Raw genomic sequence first — 19,847 nt, forward strand, 5'->3', positions numbered from 1 at the left:
GAAAATGACCGAAAGCTGCGTATCACAGATCTATTTTGCAAAAAAGGGTGAGCCGACGCCGCAGATGAGAGAGGTCGCGCAAAGCGAGCGCATGGACGTGCAGGCCTTGTGTGATCTCATCGCGCAAGGAAGAGCGATCATCCCTGCAAACGTTAATCACAAAAGCTTAAAGCCGATCGGTATCGGGCGCGCGCTGCGGTGTAAGATCAATGCCAATATCGGCTCTTCGGGCACGACGAGCGATATCGAGGGCGAGCTGGAAAAGCTTGAAGCGTGCTTAAAGTACGGCGCCGATACGGTGATGGATCTAAGCACGGGCAGCGATCTGGACGAGATCCGCGCCGCGATAATCGAGCGCTCGCCCGTACCCATAGGCACGGTGCCGATCTATCAGATGATCCATGAGCTGGGCGATATTAAAAATTTAAAAACGAGCGCTATTCTTAGCACGATCGAGAAGCAAGCGCGGCAGGGAGTGGATTATTTCACGATCCACGCGGGCTTTAAGCTCGAGTTTATGCCGCTGCTGTCCCGTCGCAAGATGGGTATCGTAAGCAGGGGCGGCTCGCTGATAGCGTCGTGGATGATGAAATTTCATAAGCAAAACCCGTTCTACGAAGCGTTTGATGAAATTTGCGATATCTGCGCCGCCTACGACGTATCGCTATCTCTGGGAGACGGCTTGCGCCCTGGTTGCTTATACGACGCGACCGATAAAGCGCAGCTTAGCGAGCTTGAAATTTTAGGCGAGCTGGCCCTGCGCGCGAATGAAAAAAACGTGCAGGTGATGATCGAGGGGCCGGGGCACATCCCGTTTAACGAGATCGAGCTAAATATGCAGCTAGAGCGCAAGATCTGCCGCGACGCGCCGTTTTATGTGCTGGGGCCGCTTCCGACTGACATCGGCGCGGGCTACGATCATATCAGCTCGGCTATCGGCGGGACGATGGCTGCGTATTGCGGCGCAAGCATGCTCTGCTACGTAACGCCGAAGGAGCATCTAGGCCTTCCCAATGCAAGCGATGTCAGAGAGGGCATCATCGCGCACAAAATCGCCGCTCATGCCGCAGACGTCGCGCTAGGCAAAGCGGGCGCAATAGAGCGCGATCACGCGATGAGTGACGCGAGGTATGGTTTTGATTGGAACAGGCAGTTTGAGCTTAGCTTCGATCCAGATCATGCGCGCGAGCTACACGACGAGAGCCTGGGCGATGAAATTTACAAGGGCGCGGAGTTTTGCTCGATGTGCGGGCCGAAATTTTGCGCATATAAAATCAGTAGAAATTTAACCGAAAATAAGGAGAAGGAATGAGTAAAGACGAAGTCTTAAATTTGCTTAAAAGCGTGATCTATCCGGGCTTTTCTAAAAGCATCGTGGATTTTGGATTTGTAAAAGAGGTCGAGATCGGCGATAGAATTTTCGTAGGGATCGAAATTCCGAGTGCCAAGCCTGAGATTGCAGCAGAGCTCAGATCGGCGGCGCAAAAGGCGCTAGGGGCGGACGCCGAAATTTTAATCAAACAGCCTAAGATCGCCGAGGAAAAGAGCAACTCTCGCAGCGGCAAAAATATCGCGCCGCAGATCAAGCATTTCGTGATGATCAGCAGCGGCAAGGGCGGCGTAGGCAAGAGCACGACGACGCTAAATTTAGCCATCAGCACGGCAAAGCTCGGCAAGAGGGTGGGAATTTTGGATGCCGATATTTACGGACCGAATCTGCCGCGAATGCTAGGCGAGGATAAGACGCAAGCAAGTGTCGTGGGACAGAAGTTAAAGCCAATCTTAAGCCACGGCGTGGAGATGATGAGTATGGGCGTGCTGATGGAGGAGGGCGCGAGCCTCATCTGGCGCGGCTCTATGATAATGAAGGCGATCGAGCAGCTGCTAAAAGACGTGGCGTGGAGCGACCTGGACGTGCTATTTTTGGATATGCCTCCGGGTACGGGCGACGCGCAGCTTACGCTTGCTCAAAGCGTGCCGGTGACGGCGGGCGTATGCGTTACGACGCCGCAGACGGTCGCGCTGGACGACAGCGCGCGCGGGCTTGATATGTTCGAAAAGCTTCACATCCCTATCGCAGGCCTTATCGAGAATATGAGCGGCTTCATCTGCCCAGATAACGGCAAGGAGTATGATATCTTCGGTCGCGGCGGCGCGCAAAAGCTGGCGCAGCGATACAACACCGAAGTAATCGGCGAGATCCCGATCGAGATCGCTATTCGCGAGGGCGGCGACAGCGGCAAGCCGATAAGCTTTTACGCGCCCGATTCTTTAAGCGCGAAGCGCTACGAGCAGGCTGCGCGCAAGCTGTGGGAGAAGATCGAGAAGATCGATCGCGAGGAGCTGGCGGACAACTCCGCGATCCAGCCGGTGATGGACGGCAAGAGCGCCTGCTCGAATTAGGACTTTGGCGGGCGCGGTGTCAAAGTTCGCGTGGAATTTCTCTTGAATTTTGCAGATTGAAATTCAACGCGGAATTTCATAGTTTGAAATTTCACGCCTAATTTCGCTGCAAATTTTATAATGCTCGCAAAATTTCGGTATGCAAATCCGTCATAGAATTTTGCCCGTAAATTTAACGGGCAAAATTTCACGCGGGTTTTGCGGCTTGAAATTCTGCGCCGAATTTTGTAGCTCGAAATTCTGCGTTAAAATTTCGCCACGAAATTTCGTAGTTTGAAATTTCGAGCTAGAATTTTACTCAAGCTCCGTTGCATGAGGTTTTGGATAAAATTCTAAGCGCAGAATTTTACGGCGAAAATTAAATTCCAAACGCGCAATTCAACGAGGTAAAATTTGCCGTAGAATTCCGCTTTGGAGTTTTAAATGTAAAATTTTAAGCATAAAGCTTTGCCGCGGAATTTTAAAATGTGAAATTTTAGCGCCAAAGCTCTGTTTTAAAATTTTAAGATGGGGCTTTAGCGATGAATTTCTGGCTTGAAATTTATCGCGCCTAGCTTTTTAGCGGTAACCACAGCATTGCGCTAGTCTAAATTTTATTTCGCCGGGTTTCATGGCGGTGGAGTTTATCTGCGAAAACCTCTGCGAAGCTTATTTGGGATGGAATTTTATCTGTAGCGGTCGCGGCAAGGGAATTTCTCGCGTAGCTGAAATTTAAGCAGTTGAAATTTAAACAGCTGGAATTTATTCGTATAGGCTGTGAAGCCAAGGCAGTAAAATCCCTAAGCCTAGGGCTTTTAGGTTTATGGATTTTACTTTTATACGAAAGAAGAAAGGTCGGTAATGAGGTTTTTGATTATTTTGGTGCTTACATTTGCGGCGTTCGCGCAAGAGAGTAATATGCAAAAATGGGCGAAAGAGATTACCGCGGACGCGCAGATCCCGCAGGATAAGTTTTTGGCGTTTTATCTGAATAAAGATGAGCCTAAAAAGGTGGTTTTCTCTGAAAACGTCGATCGCATCAGCGTCAATTACGAAGGAAATTCCTTCCATGAAATTCCATCTCCAAATCTTATGGCGTATTGGGTCGGCGAGTTTAATTTCGACGCAGATGTCGAAAAGATGGTGCTAGGAGATTACGGCTGGTCCACGCTGGTAATCGCTGTGGATGGCACGGACGTGCTGGGTGGGACATCTAGCAATCAAAAGCGCCCGCTTACGTATAAATTTAGCAAGGGTAAGCACAAGATCGAAGCGTGGTTTTTAAATGACGCGCATTCCAGCGAGCTTTTCGTAGATTTTAAAGATGTAGAGCCCTTTTATCGTCAAAAAGACGCCGTAGCCAAGATCCCTGCGGATAAGGACTATGACCTGTGGCTGGGCGCGATCTACGAAAGCGCGCAGATGAATAATCGCGTCAAGCTAAATTTAGCTAAATCCGATAAGCCCATCGTGCTACTGCTTAGCTCATATCGCGCCGTGGAGTGGGAGATCTCAAATCCGCAAAAGAATGAAATTCTAGCCGTGTTAATTTACAACCCCATAAGTAGCGTCCGTGGTGTAAGCGGTGCGCTTTACGTCGAGGACTACAGATACACGGAGGCTGCGGATGGACTTAAATGCGAGTGCATATCGGGCAATGTCTTTCACTGCGACGGCAGCGAGATTTATGATATGAACGGGCGCGTAAACGGGATATTTGGCAGAGGCTTGGGGGCATTTGCCGGTAAGCACGCCGTAAATTCCTTAGACCTACCGGGGCTTGTTATCACTCCGAAAATTTTAGACGAAAGCAAAGCTCGCCTACTCTCGGTAGAAGCGGACCGCAAGAAATGCGAAAGCACACCGATGGATGATGTGTTTAGGTAGGATAAAATTTAAAATTTGGAGGAAAAAATGAGTAAAATTTTATATAATTTTTTGATTGATTTGTATTTTATGGGAGAAAGATATGGCTGATAATACGAAAGATATATCTGAAAATCCTAGAAATATGCCTGAAAACTCTAAAAATATTATTGACGAGCTAAAAGAATTTTATGAGAAAATTTCGCCGATTGTAAAATTGACTTCCTTAATAGCATCCGCATTCTATAGTATTATAAGCTTTACATTTGCTATGACATATATGAGAGATAATGGCTTTTTTAGTTATGAAATTTTTAGTATAAATTTTATGTGGATTTTCTTACTTGTGGGTATATCACTGGGTATATCACTGGGGGTATATTGTTAATAGTTATTCACGGACTTTATGTTGTTGGTATATATTTACGTACATATAAATCGTCTAAAATTTGGAATCATATTTGCATTATTACAAACGCATTTATTATGGTTTTTGCATTTTTGAAATATTGTCATGAGTTATATAATAATACCATTTTTGTGAAATTTAACTTGATTGCATTTTTTATATTGTCTATTATTGTATTAATTATTTGCTTTTATCAAAAATGCAAAATAGCAAAGCTTGCTTTATTTGTTCTAATAGTATATATAGTCTTGTTTATTTGCTTTATTGAAAAATTTGGTTTTAAGGTCGTGTTATTTGTTTCTTTTTTTCTTTTCTTCGAAATTTTAATAATTGCCATTTCATATACAGCTTTAGATATCAAAAGATGGTTTACAACGTTTAGCGCGATATTTATTGGTACCTCTTATATATTATTTCCACTAATCGTAGCTCTATACCCCGAATTGCTTAATGATATTTACAAAAAAATTTTAAAGTCTATCAACTTAGCTTCCGATCATGTTGAAATTTATCTAAAAGATAAAAATGAATCCATTAACGGCGAACTGATTTTTGACGATGGCAAATATGCTTATGTGAAATTTGACCGCACGGTTAGCAATTGCGGCGATGTCGGCAATTCTTGCATTAAAACTATAAGAAAGAAAGTTCCTAGCGAGGACGTTAGCATTATTACCAAAGTTAAAAAAATACTAAAGCAAGTGTTCCGAAATAAAACTACAAGAAGCCAAGCAATATAAAACAAAATAATCAAGAATTTAAAAGCGCGTGTTTTCGCTTTTAAATTCCATTCATGCGCCTTTTCAAATCCCCTTTTAAATTAAATTTAGCTATACTCCCGCGCAATTTTGCGATTAAGGATTAAATATGAAAGAGATTAAAAGCCTAAGCGAGCTTCAGGCTTTTGCAGATAAAGTTCGCGCCACAAAGGGCTACCGCGATCCGATCATGTGGGCGATCGGGCGTGTATTTAAGGGGCGTGCGGAGGGGCATAAAAGCTTAAGCGTGAATTACGCGCACGTAAATTTTAAAGATGGGCTAGTAAGCGCAGCAGTGCTAATCCATGCTCTAACCGAATGCGGAGAGGTCATGGATTTTAGCGGTAGTGAGTGCGTCCTTCCGCTAACGCACAAAGCCCTAAAAAAGGCGATCGAGGTTTTAAAATTTCTGCAGCCAGACGCCAAAGAGGGCGCGCACAAAAATCTGCAGGTGCTACTTGCGGTTAAAGAGGCGATGAAATCGGACGAGCACGCGAGCTTTTGCGCTAGCTTTATCTTTGAGGATACCGCGCCGAAAAGCGTCGAGAGCGTCTATCTCAAGCTTTACGCGCTTTCGCTAAATCTCTGCGAGCCGCGCACGCTCAATCTAGACGGCGCATTTAGTGTGCTTCCGAACGTCGCGTGGGACGAAAACGCCCGTCCGATCGAGCTTTGGTGGCTGCGTGAAAGCGAAATCCATTTAAAAATGCAAGGCCGCTATCCGCGTATCATCAGCGTCGATAAATTTCCGCGCTATCTAAGTCACGTCGTACCGCCGCAAAATGTTCGGATTTTAGACGATGCGAAAGTGCGTTTGGGTGCGCATATCGCCGCGGGTACGACCGTGATGCCGGGTGCTGCGTATGTGAATTTCAACGCAGGCACGACCGGCAGCGTTATGATCGAGGGGCGCGTCAGCAGCTCGGTCGTCGTGGGCGAGGGCAGCGATATAGGCGGCGGCGCGTCGATTTTGGGCGTGCTAAGCGGCACCAATGGCAATGCTGTGAGCATCGGCAAACACTGCTTGCTGGGCGCAAACTCCGTCACGGGCATTCCGCTCGGCGATCGCTGCATCGTGGATGCCGGTATCGCGGTACTTGAGGGTACGAAGGTTTTTATCGCGCAAAAGGATCGCGAGGCGCTAGCAGCGCTAAATCCAGGCTTTGCGTTCGATCGTGAAATTTATAAAGGGCTTGAGCTTGCCGGGTTTAGCGGTCTGCACTTCCGACAAAACAGCCAAAGCGGGCAGATTACGGCAAGCGTTAGCAAGCGTGCGATCAAACTCAACGCGGAACTGCATTAAATTTATAAATTTAAACGGCGGGCGCGGATTGGCTGGAGCTTTTCAAAACTGCGTTAAATCTATAACTTAAACGGCGAGTTAAAAAAGATACGGACGGATCTCGTCGCGCGCCGCTTTGAGCGATAGCATGTGATCCATCACAAAAATTTCCGCTCATAGAATTTCGCGCGGAATTTAAAGAATTTTTGCCGCGATTTAAAAATCTCTAGCGGTGATTTATGGAATTTATGCCGCTATTTTAACGCAAGTAATTTTGGCGGCTAGCGGATTTTTGCCGTGCAGAGGATTCTTAAATTTTAAAAATAGATTGAATTTAAAATTTGAATATGATAAATTTCAAATAAAATTAGGAGGTTAAAATGAAAAAATTTATACCCGCCCTGTTTGGCGTATTTATCTGCAGCGCAGCGCTTGCGGAAGATATAGATGCCCAACGCTGCAAAGCTTTGGCGGACGCTGTAAATGGGCACAGTCACCCCGCGACTAAAAATATAGAGTTGAGCGCGGCTGCGTGCGAGGGCGATAAATTTGTAATTCCCACGATTCTAAAAAATGAAATTTGGGATAAAGTAGACCCTAAGATCAAGCAAAATTTTGAAAGCATTTTGCGCGCTAACAGGCAAAAGGACGTCTGCGCGACGATGAAAGCGGGCGGTCTAAAGCGCATAGGCGTGCGACAATTTCTGCAAAGCGGCGAAAAAATCGCCGATCTGACCTACACGCGCAGCGATTGCGGCTTAGAGTAAAATTTCAAAGGAGAGATAATGGAAGTGCCTCAAGCGGCGTATAGCAGGGATAAAATCATCATTCGCACCGGCGCGATCGGTATCATTTCAAATGTAATTTTAGCGGCATTTAAGGGCGGCGTGGGGCTGATCTCAGGCTCGATCGCGATCGTACTTGATGCCGTAAATAACCTAAGCGACGCGCTTTCGTCCGTCATTACGATCGTGGGCGTGCATCTTGCTAGCAAGCAGCCCGATCGCGCGCACCCCTTCGGGCACGGCAGGATCGAGTATCTAAGCGCGATCGTAATCGCCGTCATCATCCTCTATACCGGCGGCGTCTCGCTCGTCGAATCGATCAAAAAGATCATCCATCCGCAAGCGGCGAATTATAATGCGGTTTCGCTCGCCATCATCGCCGTAGCGGTCGCGGCAAAATTTAGCCTGGGACTTTACACGCAAAAGACGGGCGAGCGCGTGAACTCTGACTCGCTCATTGCTAGCGGCGTGGACGCCAAATACGACGCGCTCGTATCGCTAGCCACCCTCGTAGCGGCTTTTATTTCGCTTATTTTCGGACTGAGCTTGGAAGCGTATCTGGGCGCGATAATTTCGGCGCTTTTGATAAAAACGGCGTATGAAATTCTACGCGATACGATCAGCAAGCTTTTGGGTTCGCGTCCGAGCTTGAAGCTTACGAATGAAATTTACGACGTCGTGCGCGGCTTTGAGGGCGTCATCGGCGCGTATGATCTGATGTTTCATGACTATGGGCCCGACAAGATGGTCGGCAGCATCCACATCGAGGTTGCAAGCGACACTACCGCGGCGCAGATTGACGCTCTTACGCGCCGCATCCAAAACGCCGTTTTTGCGAAATTTAATATCATCCTAGACACCGTAGGAATTTACGCGTTTAACAGGAACGATCCGCGCGCCGCCGAGATCCGCGAACATATCAAGCAGATGGCGCTATCGCATGAGTTCGTCTCGCAGATACATGGATTTTATCTCGACGAGCCAAAACACTCGATCAGCTTCGACGTTATCGTCGATTTCGCAGCGCCCGACATGGAGGCGACGTTTCGCGCGGTCTGCAAGCAGGTACGCGCCGCGTATCCGAACTACACGCTCATCATCACTCGCGATAGCGATTACAGCGGCTAAAATTTAAATTGCTCTAGCTTTGGCAGTCTAAATTTAATCGCACCCGCCCGCACCCCCTTCGGCGAAATTTCAGAATTTTAAGCTACAATAGGAGAAATTTATCGCAGCTCCGCGCGGCGCAAATGCCGTAATAAACCGCGAGATAAAATTTGCGCGCAAAACCTGGCAGAAGCCCGCGCGCAAGGCAATGCAAAGAGAAATTTAAAAGGAAAAATATGGTTGAAATCAAAGATCTTACGATGCGCTTCGGCAAACAGCTGCTTTTTGAAAACGTAAATTTGAGCCTCGATAAGGGCAGACGCTACGGCCTCATCGGCGCAAACGGCGCGGGCAAATCGACGCTACTTAAAATTTTAAGCGGGCAGATCGAAGCAAGCAGCGGCGAAATTTTAATAGAGAGCGGGCTTAAAATCGGCGTTTTGGGGCAGGATCAATTCGCCTTTGAAAGCTTCAGCGTCAAAGACGCCGTGCTCTACGGCAACAAGCGCCTTTATGACGCCGTGCGCGAAAAGACGCAGCTTTACGAGGCGGGCGAGTTTAACGATGAGATAAACGAGCGCCTCGGCGAGCTTGAGATGATCTGTGCCGAGGAGGACCCCGCCTACGAGTACGAAACGCGGATCGAGAAAATTTTAAGTTCGCTGGGGATTAGCGACTTCGATAAAAAGATGAGCGAGATCGAGACGAGCGATAAATTTAAGGTTCTGCTCGCGCAGGTGCTCTTCCCGCGCCCCGACGTGCTGTTTTTGGACGAGCCTACGAACAATCTCGATATCGACGCCATTTCGTGGCTTGAGTTTGAGCTAAATCGCCACACCGGCACGCTCGTAGTCATCAGCCACGACCGCCACTTTTTAAACCGCGTCTGCACGGACATCCTCGACGTGGATTTTAGGCGGGTGCGCGAATTTAGCGGCAATTACGACGACTGGTTCATCGCGTCCAATCTCATCGCCAAGCAGGCGCAGTTCGAGCGCGAGAAAAAGCTCAAAGAGAAGGCGGAGCTTGAAAAATTTATCGCTCGCTTCAGCGCCAACGCAAGCAAAGCAAAGCAGGCCACGAGCCGTCAAAAACAGCTCGACAAGCTCGATCTTAGCGAGCTTGCGACCTCTTCGCGCAGAGAGCCTAGCATTTTATTTAAGCCCGCCCGCGAGATCGGCAATGAAATTTTAGAGCTAAGTGGCGTGGATATGAGCTTCGGCGAGATTGAAATTCTGAAAAATTTTAACCTCAAGCTCGCTCACGGCGATAAGATCGCGATTATCGGTCGAAACGGCGTGGGCAAAAGCACACTTTGCAAGATCATCATGGGCGAGCTCGCGCCTCTTAGCGGCAAGGTTCACATGGGCGCCACGATCGAGCCCGGGTACTTCGCGCAGGATACGAATAATAAAATTTCAGGCGAGCTTAAGCTCTACGAATATCTACAAAGCCCGCAGAATAGGGATCTGGATGAAATTCGTAAATGCCTTGGACGTATGCTTTTTAGCGGCGCGGAGCAGGAGAAAAGCGTGGGCAGCCTAAGCGGCGGCGAGAAACACCGCGTGATGCTAAGTAAGCTAATGCTGCAACGCCCGAACCTGTTGGTGCTCGACGAGCCCAACAACCACCTTGATCTTGAGGCGATCATCGCTCTGGGAGAGGCGCTGTATAATTTCGCGGGATGTGCGATCTGCGTGAGCCATGACCGCGAGCTCATCGATGCGTTTGCAAATAGAATTTTGCACCTCAAAGGAGACGCCGAAATCGTCGATTTTAGGGGCACTTACGAGGAGTACCGCGAGAGCTTGGGGGCGAGCGATGATTGAGATCTTCGTAAACGGCGAGCCGCTGCGGCTTGAGCGCGATATGAGCGTGAGCGAGTTTTTGCGCTTGCGCGGACACGATCTGCGCTTAGTAGCGCTCGAGCGCGACGGCGAAATTTTAAAAAAGCAGGAGTGGGAGCGCACGCAGATCTCAAGCGGCAAAAAATATGAGATCGTTGAGTTCGTGGGCGGCGGCTGAGGTCGGAGCTTTGAATTATTTTAAAATTGCGGCAGCCGAGGTTTAAATCCGCGTGGAGACCGCTAAATTTTAATCGGCGTAGCGACACAGCGGCTGGGGCTTAAAATTTGCGCGCGCGTCGTTAAAATTTTAGCGGTACGGCGGCGCGGAGAGATAGCGGCGTTTGGGTTTTTAAATTTATGAGGAAGCCGCGGTAACCTGGCGCCTGCGGCGAGCCTTTAAATTTTTAAAAGTGAGCTAGGCCGCGGCGGCTGAGCGCAGGAGTTTTAAAATTTTGTATCGGTATTGTAAAGTTTGAGCGTACGGCTTTAAAATTTCGCTGCGTCGCGCTCGGTAACGGCACCCTACGCGCAAATTTTACCCGCGAGCGCGCTAAATTAGCTCGTAAACACGGTATGTGCCGCGTGATCTATTTATATTAAACATAAAATTCCGCGTTCGGCGGCACGCCGCAGTGCGTAAAATTAACGGATCGATTCGGAGATCTATCGATATGCCGCGTTACAATACTGCGACGTAAAAAGGAGTGGGAATGCGACTCTGTTGCGCGGCGCACGGTAAAAAAAGCGGCTTGCGCCGATTAAATTTGGGCGGCGCGATAAATTTAAAAAGCTTAAGGCCGGTCAAAACAAAGCGCACGATACGGCGTCAAAATTTTATCGATTGGGCTTGCTTCGGGTTTACGCGCGATTGATCGTAGCGTTTCGCTAGTTGCAAGACAAAGCGCACTTGCGTTAAGCTCAAGTGCGGGTGCGTTGGCTAATTGAGCTCAATCATGGCGGCGGGCTGAGCTTCGGTCATCAAGACCGCGCAAATTTGTCTTAAGTATAAATCGCCATGGTGCGAAGCGAGCAATTGCGCGCTACAGCTCGTAGAATCGTTAAAATTTTCGGCTTTGCGTGACGCAAAAAAGGCACAGGGTCGAAGCTCGCGCGGCGAGGCTTGGGCGCGCAAAAAGATAAAATTTAGGATAAAAATGCAGATAAAATTAAACGGCAAAGCTTACGAAACGGGCACGAGCGATCTTGAGGGGCTGAAGCGCGAGGTTAAATTTAGCGGCGAGATCGCCGTGATAAACGGCTATGCGAGCACGCAGAACTGCGAGCTAAAGGCGGGCGACGAGCTCTTTTTGCTCGCGCGTGGTGCTGATCTGGCGCCGCGGGAGCTTCGCGAGCTGATGTTTGCTCGCAACGCCCCCGCCGTAAACGAGGCGCTGCAAGGCTCGCGCGTGGCGATCTGCGGGCTCGGCGGGCTCGGCTCCAACGTCGCGATCCTGCTTGCGCGCGCGGGCGTGGGCGAGCTCTTTTTGATCGACTTCGACGTCGTCGAGCCTACCAACCTAAACCGCCAACAGTATGAGATCGGCGATCTTTACAAGCCCAAAACGGCCGCTCTGCGCGAAAAAATCGCGCGCATAAACCCGTTCGTGCGCGTGCGAACCTTAAACGAGCGACTTACTGCGCAAAACGTAGCCGAAATTTTAAAAAACGAGCGTATAATTTGCGAGTGCTTCGACGACGCGGCGGCGAAAGCGATGATTTTCGATGCGCTCGGCGGCACGGATCGCTTTTTGATCTGCGCTAGCGGCATGGCGGGCAGTAGCGATGCCAACGAGATCCGCACGACGCGACTCGGCAAAAACGTCTTCGTCTGCGGCGACCGTAAAAGCGCCGCAGCTCAGGGCGTGGGGCTGCTCGCTCCGCGCGTGGCGATCTGCGCAGCACATCAGGCAAACGTCGCGCTTAGGCTGATTTTGGGCGAGGAGAACTAGGCCTGACCGCTCATCGCGCGTCCGCACTTCTAATTTTACGCGCCTTTGTACATTGCCGCTAAATTTAGCTTTGTGCGATTGTTTTTGAAAAGCATAGGGCGTTTCGGCGGCATACACGGCGCGTTTAAAAACGGTATGAAATTTACCGCGCGCCGCGTAAATTTAGCCGCGCCGCATAAATTTAAAACTGCACTCCGGCGTAAAATTTTAAACAGCGCTTTGAAATTTTGCGCCGTCTGTTTGCGACTAAAATTTGACGAGAAATTTTAGAGCCTCGATGCGGTCCGTTCAGCGCGTAAAATAGCGACATAAGCAAGTAAGGATCTGTGCCGCAATCTCGCGCTGTGTATAATGCGCTGCGCAAGCACTGATATTGCGCCATCTGCGCCGTATCTGAAAACAAAATTTAAACTAAAGAGGATAGAATGGACGATAAACTGATCTTAGGCGGCAAGGAGTTTAGCTCGCGCCTGATAATGGGCTCTGGCAAGTTCGATCACGCGATGATCGACGCCTGCGTGCGGCACGCGGGCTGCGAGATCGTCACGCTTGCGCTGCGCCGCGTGAACGAAAGCAAGAGCCGTAATATCTTGGATTTCATCCCCCGCGGCGTCACGTTGCTGCCGAATACTAGCGGCGCACGAAATGCCGAGGAGGCGCTGCGAATCGCACGGCTCGCGCGCGAGCTTGGCTGCGGCGACTTCGTAAAGATCGAGATCATAGGCGACAGCAAATACCTTCTGCCCGACAATGCCGAGACGATCAAGGCCTGCGAGGCTCTGGCGCGCGAGGGTTTCGTGCCGCTTGCCTACATGCACGCCGATCTGTGCGTCGCGCGCGATTTGGTAAGCGCAGGGGCCGCCGCCGTGATGCCTCTGGCTGCGCCGATCGGCTCCAATCGCGGGCTGATGATGCGCGGGATGATCGAAATTTTGCTGGGCGAAATCGACGTGCCGATTATCGTAGATGCGGGGCTCGGCGCACCTAGCGAGGCTTGCGAGGCGATGCAGATGGGCTGCGCTGCGGTGATGGTAAATACGGCGATCGCCACGAGCGGGGATCTGGCGCTGATGGCGCGGGCGTTTGCGCTCGGCGTGCAGGCGGGGCGCGATGCCTATCTGGCGGGGCTCGGCGCCGTTTGCAAAACGGCCAGCGCAAGCTCGCCGCTAACGGGATTTTTGCGCTAGCGGTTAAAATTTTAAGTGCGCTTGGTTGCGCGAGCTGTGTTTTTTTGCGCCGAATTTGCCTTTATTGGGCTTGTACAGATACAGATCGCGCAAGCTCGGCGTAGCAGCCGATAGATGCAGCGTGAAATTCTAAAATTTCGCACGGCGCAATATGAAATTTTAAAATTTGCGCGGCGAGAATTTTCGCACAAAAGCGTGCTGCGTAGAATTTAAATGAAAATTTAAATGAAAATTTAAAAGGAAAATTTTAAAGATGAACGAAACTGGCTATCTAGCGGGCATGGAGGATATCGGAAGCGAGATAATGGAACGTACGCTCGCTCTGCGCGAGAGCTTTTGCGAGGAGGCGAGCGAGGCGGACGTGCAAAGGGCGATCGGCGCGAAAAACAGAAGTCTGCGCGATTTTGCTGCTCTACTAAGCGTGCGCGCGGGCGAGCATCTGGAGCAGATCGCGCAAGCCGCAGCGCGCGAAAAAGCAGCGCATTTTGGCAGCAACATCGCCGTTTTTACGCCGATTTACATCTCAAACTACTGCGACAATCTGTGCGTTTACTGCGGCTTTAACTGCAAAAACAAAATCGCGCGCGCAAGGCTCGATGAGACGCAGCTAAAGGCGGAGTTTGAGGCGATCGCGGCGAGCGGGCTAGAAGAAATTTTGATCCTCACGGGCGAGAGCGAGAAAAACAGCCCCGTGCGATACATCGGGCGCGCCTGTGAGCTCGCGCGGCAGTATTTTAAGGTAATCGGCGTCGAAATTTATCCGCTAAACTCCGCCGATTACGCTTACCTACACGCTTGCGGCGTCGATTTTGTGACCGTCTTTCAAGAAACTTACGATCCCGCGCGCTACGCGCAGCTGCATCTTGTGGGCAATAAGCGCGTTTTTGCGTATCGCTTCGCAGCCCAAGAGCGCGCGATTAGAGGCGGTATGCGCGGCGTGGGCTTTGCGGCGCTTTTGGGGCTCGGGGACTTCCGCCGCGATGCCTTTGCTACGGGCGTGCACGCGTGGCTGCTTCAGCGCAAGTACCCGCGCGCCGAGACCTCCTTTTCGGTGCCGCGCCTGCGCCCGATCATCAACAACGACAAAATAAACCCGAAAGACGTCGGCGAGCGCGAGCTACTGCAGGTGATGTGCGCGTATCGGCTGCTGCTGCCAAGTGCGCAAATCACGATCTCCACGCGCGAGAGAGCGGGCTTCCGCGACAATGCGATCAGGATCGCGGCAAGTAAAATTTCGGCGGGCGTAAGCGTGGGTATCGGCGGGCACAGCGAGCAGAGGGGCGACGAGCAGTTTGAGATCAGCGACGCGCGCAGCGTAAGCGAGGTCTGCGAGGCGATCCGCGGCGGCGGGCTGCAGCCGCTGATGAGCGAGTATATCTATGTGTGAGAGCGCAGATATGCGAGCTTACGCCGCGAAACTTCGGCACGAAAGGCTTGCTTCAGCGGCGAAATTTTTAGAATTTTATGCGGCGAAATTCTGCGCTCGCATGGGTAAAATTTGCAACGCTTTTTTAAGAGGCGAGATTTGCGGTGCGCTACTTGCGAGCAAATTTTGCGCGGCTAGATGCAGCAAAATTCGTAGCGTAAAATACTACGCCGAATTTTACAGCGCCGCACATGGCAATAAAATTTATGGCGTCATGACGGATAATAAAATTTTAGGCACCGCATTAGCGAGCGCGGGAAATTTTGAGCTACAAAATACGCGTGTAAATTTAAGACCTAGGAACACATACGCGGATTTAAAATTTAAAGGCGGCGCAAATTCCAAGCTCGAGGGCGACTTAAATTCTAAATTTAAAAACGGCGCGAGCTTTGGGTTCTTATGCGGCGGCAACGCAAAGTCGATAAAATCTAATGGTTCGGCAGATGCTTTAAACCATAGCGGCGCAAACAAAATTTTAGCCTCTGTCTGGACGGACAGAATTTTAAGCTCCGCCATCTCGGCTGTGGATTTAGTTTTCAATGCGGCGGCGAAGAATTTTATCTCTAGCGCGGAGACAGGGATTTTGGCTTCAATCCTGGTGAATGAGATTTTAAACCTTAGCGCTGCGGGTGAAATTTCAAAGCCAAATGCTACGGGCAAAATTTTAAACCTCAGTGCTGTGCCGCTCGCGGATTTTGGACCTAAAGGAGCGGGCGGATGCGAGATTTAGAGCTTGCTTCGCGCATTACGATCATCACAAATCGCGCGCTCTGCGGCGGCGAGGCGGCACTGCTTGCGCGTATAGCGGATTTTGCCGCAACGGACGTAGGCGAGATCGTCGTACGCGAAAAAGACCTGAGCGAGAAAGCTTACGCAGCGCTGTTTTGTAAAATTTTACTCGCCTGCGAGAACGGATTTTGTGCGGATACGGTCCGCAAGCACGCCGCTACAGATGAGATTTGGCCTAAAAATTCCGCTTGCGTTTTAGATGAAATTTTGTCTGAAAATTTTACCGGCGCCGCAAATCGCGCGGACGATAGCACGCCAGGCGAAATTTCGCTTCGCGGTGCCGTATGCAAAACGAAACTAGCGGCAGAAGGCGTACGGAGCGCAGAAAATACGGAAAGTATGCGGAGTACGCAAAGTGCGGAAAATACGAATGATGTGCATAGTGCAAAAAATGCGCGGAGTGCGCAGTACATAGGGAGCTCAGAAAATGTAGGGGGCGTAGAAAATTCACAGAGCGTAAAAAAGGCGGAAAACTCGCAGAGCGCGGAGGGCGTGCAGAGTGCAGAGAGTGTAAGGTGCCCACCCGCGATCTTTGTGCATAATTTTGCAGATTTTGCGCTGAGCGCGGGAATGAGAAATTTATGGCTGCCGCTCGGGGTTTTGCGGAGCTTTAGCGCGGCGCACGGCGCGGAGTTTTTGCGCGCGAATTTCAAAAAATTGGTCGCTTCCTGCCACAGCGAGGCGGAGGCGCGCGAGGCGCTGGAGCTGGGTGCCAGCGCGATCTGCCTGAGCCACATCTTCACGACCGATTGCAAGGCGGGGCTCGCGCCGAAGGGGCTAAATTTGATCCGCGCCGTGCGGGAGTTTTTCGCGGGCGAAATCTATGCGCTGGGCGGCATAACGCCGCGCAATTTCGCCTCCGTCCTACGCGCAGGAGCCGACAGGATCGCCGTTATGAGCTCAGCGATGGCGGCGCGGGACGCGAGCGATTTCATAAGAAAATTTAAGAAATAAATCGATCCAAAAATGCGGTTTGTTTCCGTTGCCGCGCCCTTGCTGCCGTCTTTGCGCTGCATGCGGCGCGACGCAAGAACACATATTTTAATAAAATCAAAAACGCGCGAAACGAACGCGATTTATTGCGATTTAAGCCCAAAGTTATAAAATACGAGCGATTTAAGCTTAAGGATATTTTTTGGATAAAGTGCGGCTTGAGGAATCAAAAAAGCTTCTAAACGAACAGTGCCGAAATTTAAAACAAAAGCTGCGAAAAGGCGCTAGCGCCGATATCTTTGACAATGCGGATTTAAGCGATGCAACGGATCGCAGATCATTAAATTCAAACGATGCAAATTTGAATAGCGAAAACCCTAAAGATACGAATTTTAATCAAACAGATCCCAAATCGCAAGCCGATTATCTTTGTGGCGCAAATTTTCGAGATAGAAATTTAAAAGGCACGAATTTAAACTCACAAGCCGAGGTAAAATTTCAAAATTTAAACCCAGGCGGTATTTCATCGCGGGGCGCTAAACCTCGTGATTACGACAAAGAGCCGATAATCATAAAAGACCACGCTATAATTTTAAATGCTATCATCGGCACGATCTATATCATTACTACGATATTGATGGCGATATGCGGTAAATTTTCCGCCCAGCAAATTTTATTTCTCGTTTTGCTGGATTGCTATTTTCCGCTCAGAGCATTAAATAAATTCTCAAATTTCGGCAAGTGCTATATATGCTTTAAAAATGACGATATAACTCTATACTCTAAAAAGACGGAAGCCGTTTTATATGAGACCAAAATTTCAGATATAACTTGTATCAAACGAACCACGGGACCGTCATACCCCGAAATATCAAAAAAGACAAAATGCCTTATGCTGCTGTTTGCTTTTATATATTTGCTTTTAGTTTTTTTCGTATCGGTAGTGATAGACGGAAGGGAGGAAAATTTTTGGATAATTTTTGCGGTAATTATACCTATTAGCTTCTTTCCTTTATTGCTATATAGGCTTTTTAACGGGCTAGGCTTTGATATTATAAATGACAGCATATTGATATATGACAAAAATTCTTTTATAGAGGTTTCGTTTCTAAGCAGCAAAGAATACGGGGAGCTAAAAGCCTATTTTATACTGAAAATAGGGAAAAATTTAGATAAAATCCCGCCACAAATTTTTGTGTAGATCATAAAAGCGGACTCTATTTTAAATTTATATTAAATTATGATCGATCAAATTTGCCCTTTTTCAGCGATATGAAAACGATGACGTTTGAAGCGAGCAGGGATAAATTTGAACAAAATTTACCTCGTAAATTTACGAAGTCTCATTCCACGAGCCGCGCGCGGATGTCGCCGAAGAGCAGCACGTCCTTCAAAACGGCGCGATCGGCGTAACCGCGCTCGTTTAGGCTCAGGTGCAGCTCGCCTCGGCTGCTCGAAAATATCGGCTGGTTTATGAAAACCACGTAAATCGCCGCAGCCTGCTTATCCGCGCCCGCGCCGCGCCCTTTAAAATTTACGTCCGTTGTGCCGGTTTTCGTGTCTGCTCCACTAGAGCTTGCGCTTGCCGCTGCGTCGGAGTTGGCATCCGTCTCGCTAGGCGGCGCGACGCCAAGCTCGCTCGCGATATCTGTGGCGGCGCTTCCGCGCGGCCTTTCGATGTCGATCCTTCCGTCGGCGCCTTTTGCGCCCGCGGCTCGGACGAAAAATTTATCGCCCGAGTGCGGGATTTTAGAGAAATTGAAAAACAAACTCAGCAGGTCGTTCGTCGCAAAATAGGGCAAAATTTCATCGCTTACGAGCTGTAGCTCGCCGCCCGCGCCCTTGAACTTTTGAAATTTTATCGTTTTGCGCGCGTAGTCGAAGGCGTAGGTTTTGCGCTCGTTTTTCGTCGTTTTGCCCTTTTTGCGCGAGACGTCGTGGACGTAGAGATCGGGCATCAAAAGCCCCGCCACGATGCGCCCCTTCGAGCGGAAGCTCTCGCGCCTTTGCCCGCTTAGGCTGCCCGCGACGCCCTGCGCAACGGCATCCATGACGATCTCGTAGCGATCGCCCTGCCGCACGAGCCGCGTGTTTGCGCTGCCGACCGCGCCGAAAACGCCGAACGAAATCTCATATTTCGCGCTGATCGTCTCGCCAAAAAGCGCGCTCGCGCACAAAATTAAAGTAGCAAAAAATTTCATCTCTACCGTCCTTCCGCTTTGCGGCGCCCCAATTATACGGCGCCCGTTAAATTTACGCTCTTTGCGTCGCTTTATCGCATTGTGCTCGCAAAGCTCGCGCGGGAATCTGCGCCGCATTCGTAAAATTTACCATAAAAATCAAAACTCGCGCCGCCTATTTCATTTCTCCATAGCGTGATTATTAAATATCAGCTGCCACTCCTTACCGTCGTGAAAGGCTGCGCCGTGCGTGCCCGCCTAAAAAGGCACCGACTGTCGCCGCTTTTATATTTACGACGCATATACGGCTCGGCGTGCGCTTGCCCGAAATCGGAGCGATTTTATATTTCGTACAGGCCGCTTCGTCGCAAAGCGTGCCTGCGAATAAAATCAAAATTTCATATTGCGGCTATGTTTGTACTTCGCACTAGCCGCTACGCCGCGCCCGTAAAATTTACGCTCTTTGCGTCGCTCTATTGCATTGTGCTCGTAAAGCTCGCGCATAAAATTTGCGCCGTCGCCATTAAAGCGCTTGTTAAATTTACGCTTTTTACTCGGTGCTATTTTGTGCCGCAAATACAGCACGTCGATCGTTAGCAAATCCGCTCAAATTCAAACGGCTCGCGCGGGTCAAATTTGTAAATTTAATCCTTCCAAAGCCACCATTTCAGCTTGGCTATGTCGGGACGGGGCGTGCTGGCGTAGTAGCTGGCCTCGGTAAACGTAGAGGATGCATCTGCCGCGCCCGAGCGCCTTTGTGCGCTCAAACATCTCGTCCGGATCCGCACCCTTTAGCGAAGCGATGCCCTCGTAGCCGAGTGCCAGCAGATCGGCCTCTGTCGCCTCGCCGACATAGGGGATTTTCTTAAAATCGCTCAAATTTACCTCAAATTTCTTTTAAATTCCGCCAAGCTCGCCGCTTTAAATGAAATTTTAAATTTCGTTCA

The 19,847-nt window shown here is 49.7% G+C and carries 19 protein-coding genes and 1 pseudogene; 17 read left to right on the forward strand and 3 right to left on the reverse strand.

Annotated features, from left to right (window positions below):
• Positions 1-4: 4 nt before the first annotated feature.
• From thiC to Q0198_RS10665, 17 genes are all read left to right on the forward strand, one after another.
• Positions 5-1,312: a phosphomethylpyrimidine synthase ThiC gene (gene thiC / locus Q0198_RS10585; protein ID WP_297897948.1), complete on the forward strand. Its 1,308-nt coding sequence runs from the start codon at positions 5-7 to the stop codon at positions 1,310-1,312.
• Positions 1,309-2,403, forward strand: coding sequence for an Mrp/NBP35 family ATP-binding protein (locus Q0198_RS10590; protein WP_297897950.1), 1,095 nt, complete (start codon positions 1,309-1,311; stop codon positions 2,401-2,403). The genes thiC and Q0198_RS10590 overlap by 4 nt, the downstream gene beginning before the upstream one ends.
• Before the next feature lie 840 nt (positions 2,404-3,243).
• Complete coding sequence (locus Q0198_RS10595) at positions 3,244-4,269, forward strand: hypothetical protein (protein WP_297897952.1); 1,026 nt, start codon at positions 3,244-3,246, stop codon at positions 4,267-4,269.
• 82 nt (positions 4,270-4,351) lie between these two features.
• A complete protein-coding gene (locus tag Q0198_RS10600) occupies positions 4,352-4,636 on the forward strand; it encodes a hypothetical protein (protein WP_297897954.1) in 285 nt (94 codons plus the stop codon).
• 98 nt (positions 4,637-4,734) lie between these two features.
• Positions 4,735-5,397, forward strand: a complete 663-nt coding sequence (locus Q0198_RS10605; protein WP_297897956.1) for a hypothetical protein — start codon at positions 4,735-4,737, stop codon at positions 5,395-5,397.
• Between the two features lie 127 nt (positions 5,398-5,524).
• Positions 5,525-6,718 carry a tetrahydrodipicolinate N-succinyltransferase N-terminal domain-containing protein gene (locus tag Q0198_RS10610; RefSeq protein ID WP_297897958.1) on the forward strand — a complete coding sequence of 398 codons (1,194 nt, stop codon included), beginning with the start codon at positions 5,525-5,527 and terminating at the stop codon, positions 6,716-6,718.
• Positions 6,719-7,077: 359 nt separating this feature from the next.
• Positions 7,078-7,464: a hypothetical protein gene (locus tag Q0198_RS10615; protein WP_297897960.1), complete on the forward strand. Its 387-nt coding sequence runs from the start codon at positions 7,078-7,080 to the stop codon at positions 7,462-7,464.
• 18 nt (positions 7,465-7,482) lie between these two features.
• On the forward strand, positions 7,483-8,610 hold the full coding sequence (locus tag Q0198_RS10620) for a cation diffusion facilitator family transporter (protein ID WP_297897961.1): 1,128 nt from the start codon (positions 7,483-7,485) through the stop codon (positions 8,608-8,610).
• 215 nt (positions 8,611-8,825) lie between these two features.
• Positions 8,826-10,418 (forward strand): ABC-F family ATP-binding cassette domain-containing protein, encoded by a 1,593-nt coding sequence (locus Q0198_RS10625; RefSeq protein ID WP_297897963.1) that lies wholly within the window; start codon positions 8,826-8,828, stop codon positions 10,416-10,418.
• A complete protein-coding gene (thiS, locus tag Q0198_RS10630) occupies positions 10,411-10,614 on the forward strand; it encodes a sulfur carrier protein ThiS (protein ID WP_297897965.1) in 204 nt (67 codons plus the stop codon). The genes Q0198_RS10625 and thiS overlap by 8 nt, the downstream gene beginning before the upstream one ends.
• Positions 10,615-11,590: 976 nt before the next feature.
• Positions 11,591-12,385, forward strand: coding sequence for a sulfur carrier protein ThiS adenylyltransferase ThiF (gene thiF, locus Q0198_RS10635; protein WP_297897967.1), 795 nt, complete (start codon positions 11,591-11,593; stop codon positions 12,383-12,385).
• Between the two features lie 84 nt (positions 12,386-12,469).
• Positions 12,470-12,655, forward strand: a complete 186-nt coding sequence (locus Q0198_RS10640; RefSeq protein ID WP_297897969.1) for a hypothetical protein — start codon at positions 12,470-12,472, stop codon at positions 12,653-12,655.
• Positions 12,656-12,810: 155 nt separating this feature from the next.
• A complete protein-coding gene (locus Q0198_RS10645; protein WP_297897971.1) occupies positions 12,811-13,572 on the forward strand; it encodes a thiazole synthase in 762 nt (253 codons plus the stop codon).
• A 253-nt stretch (positions 13,573-13,825) separates the two neighbouring features.
• Entirely contained in the window at positions 13,826-14,959 is a 1,134-nt protein-coding gene (thiH, locus tag Q0198_RS10650; protein ID WP_297897973.1) for a 2-iminoacetate synthase ThiH, read from the forward strand.
• On the forward strand, positions 14,952-15,728 hold the full coding sequence (locus tag Q0198_RS10655; protein ID WP_297897976.1) for a hypothetical protein: 777 nt from the start codon (positions 14,952-14,954) through the stop codon (positions 15,726-15,728). The genes thiH and Q0198_RS10655 overlap by 8 nt, the downstream gene beginning before the upstream one ends.
• A complete protein-coding gene (locus tag Q0198_RS10660) occupies positions 15,716-16,741 on the forward strand; it encodes a thiamine phosphate synthase (RefSeq protein ID WP_297897978.1) in 1,026 nt (341 codons plus the stop codon). The genes Q0198_RS10655 and Q0198_RS10660 overlap by 13 nt, the downstream gene beginning before the upstream one ends.
• 181 nt (positions 16,742-16,922) lie before the next feature.
• Positions 16,923-17,921, forward strand: coding sequence for a hypothetical protein (locus tag Q0198_RS10665; protein WP_297897980.1), 999 nt, complete (start codon positions 16,923-16,925; stop codon positions 17,919-17,921).
• A gap of 142 nt (positions 17,922-18,063) precedes the next feature.
• Here the strand turns inward: Q0198_RS10665 and Q0198_RS10670 are convergent, their stop codons facing one another.
• The 3 genes and pseudogenes from Q0198_RS10670 to Q0198_RS10680 all read right to left on the reverse strand — a co-directional run bounded on the left by Q0198_RS10670 (position 18,064) and on the right by Q0198_RS10680 (position 19,779).
• The gene (locus tag Q0198_RS10670) at positions 18,064-18,921 is read right to left on the reverse strand and encodes a DUF3108 domain-containing protein (RefSeq protein WP_297897982.1); all 858 of its coding nucleotides are present in this window, start codon (positions 18,919-18,921) and stop codon (positions 18,064-18,066) included.
• A gap of 369 nt (positions 18,922-19,290) precedes the next feature.
• Positions 19,291-19,500, reverse strand: coding sequence for a hypothetical protein (locus Q0198_RS10675; RefSeq protein WP_297897984.1), 210 nt, complete (start codon positions 19,498-19,500; stop codon positions 19,291-19,293).
• Between the two features lie 44 nt (positions 19,501-19,544).
• A pseudogene (locus tag Q0198_RS10680) lies at positions 19,545-19,779 on the reverse strand (helix-hairpin-helix domain-containing protein).
• Positions 19,780-19,847: the final 68 nt, after the last annotated feature.

This window comes from uncultured Campylobacter sp., assembly GCF_938045205.1.
Lineage (GTDB): Bacteria > Campylobacterota > Campylobacteria > Campylobacterales > Campylobacteraceae > Campylobacter_B.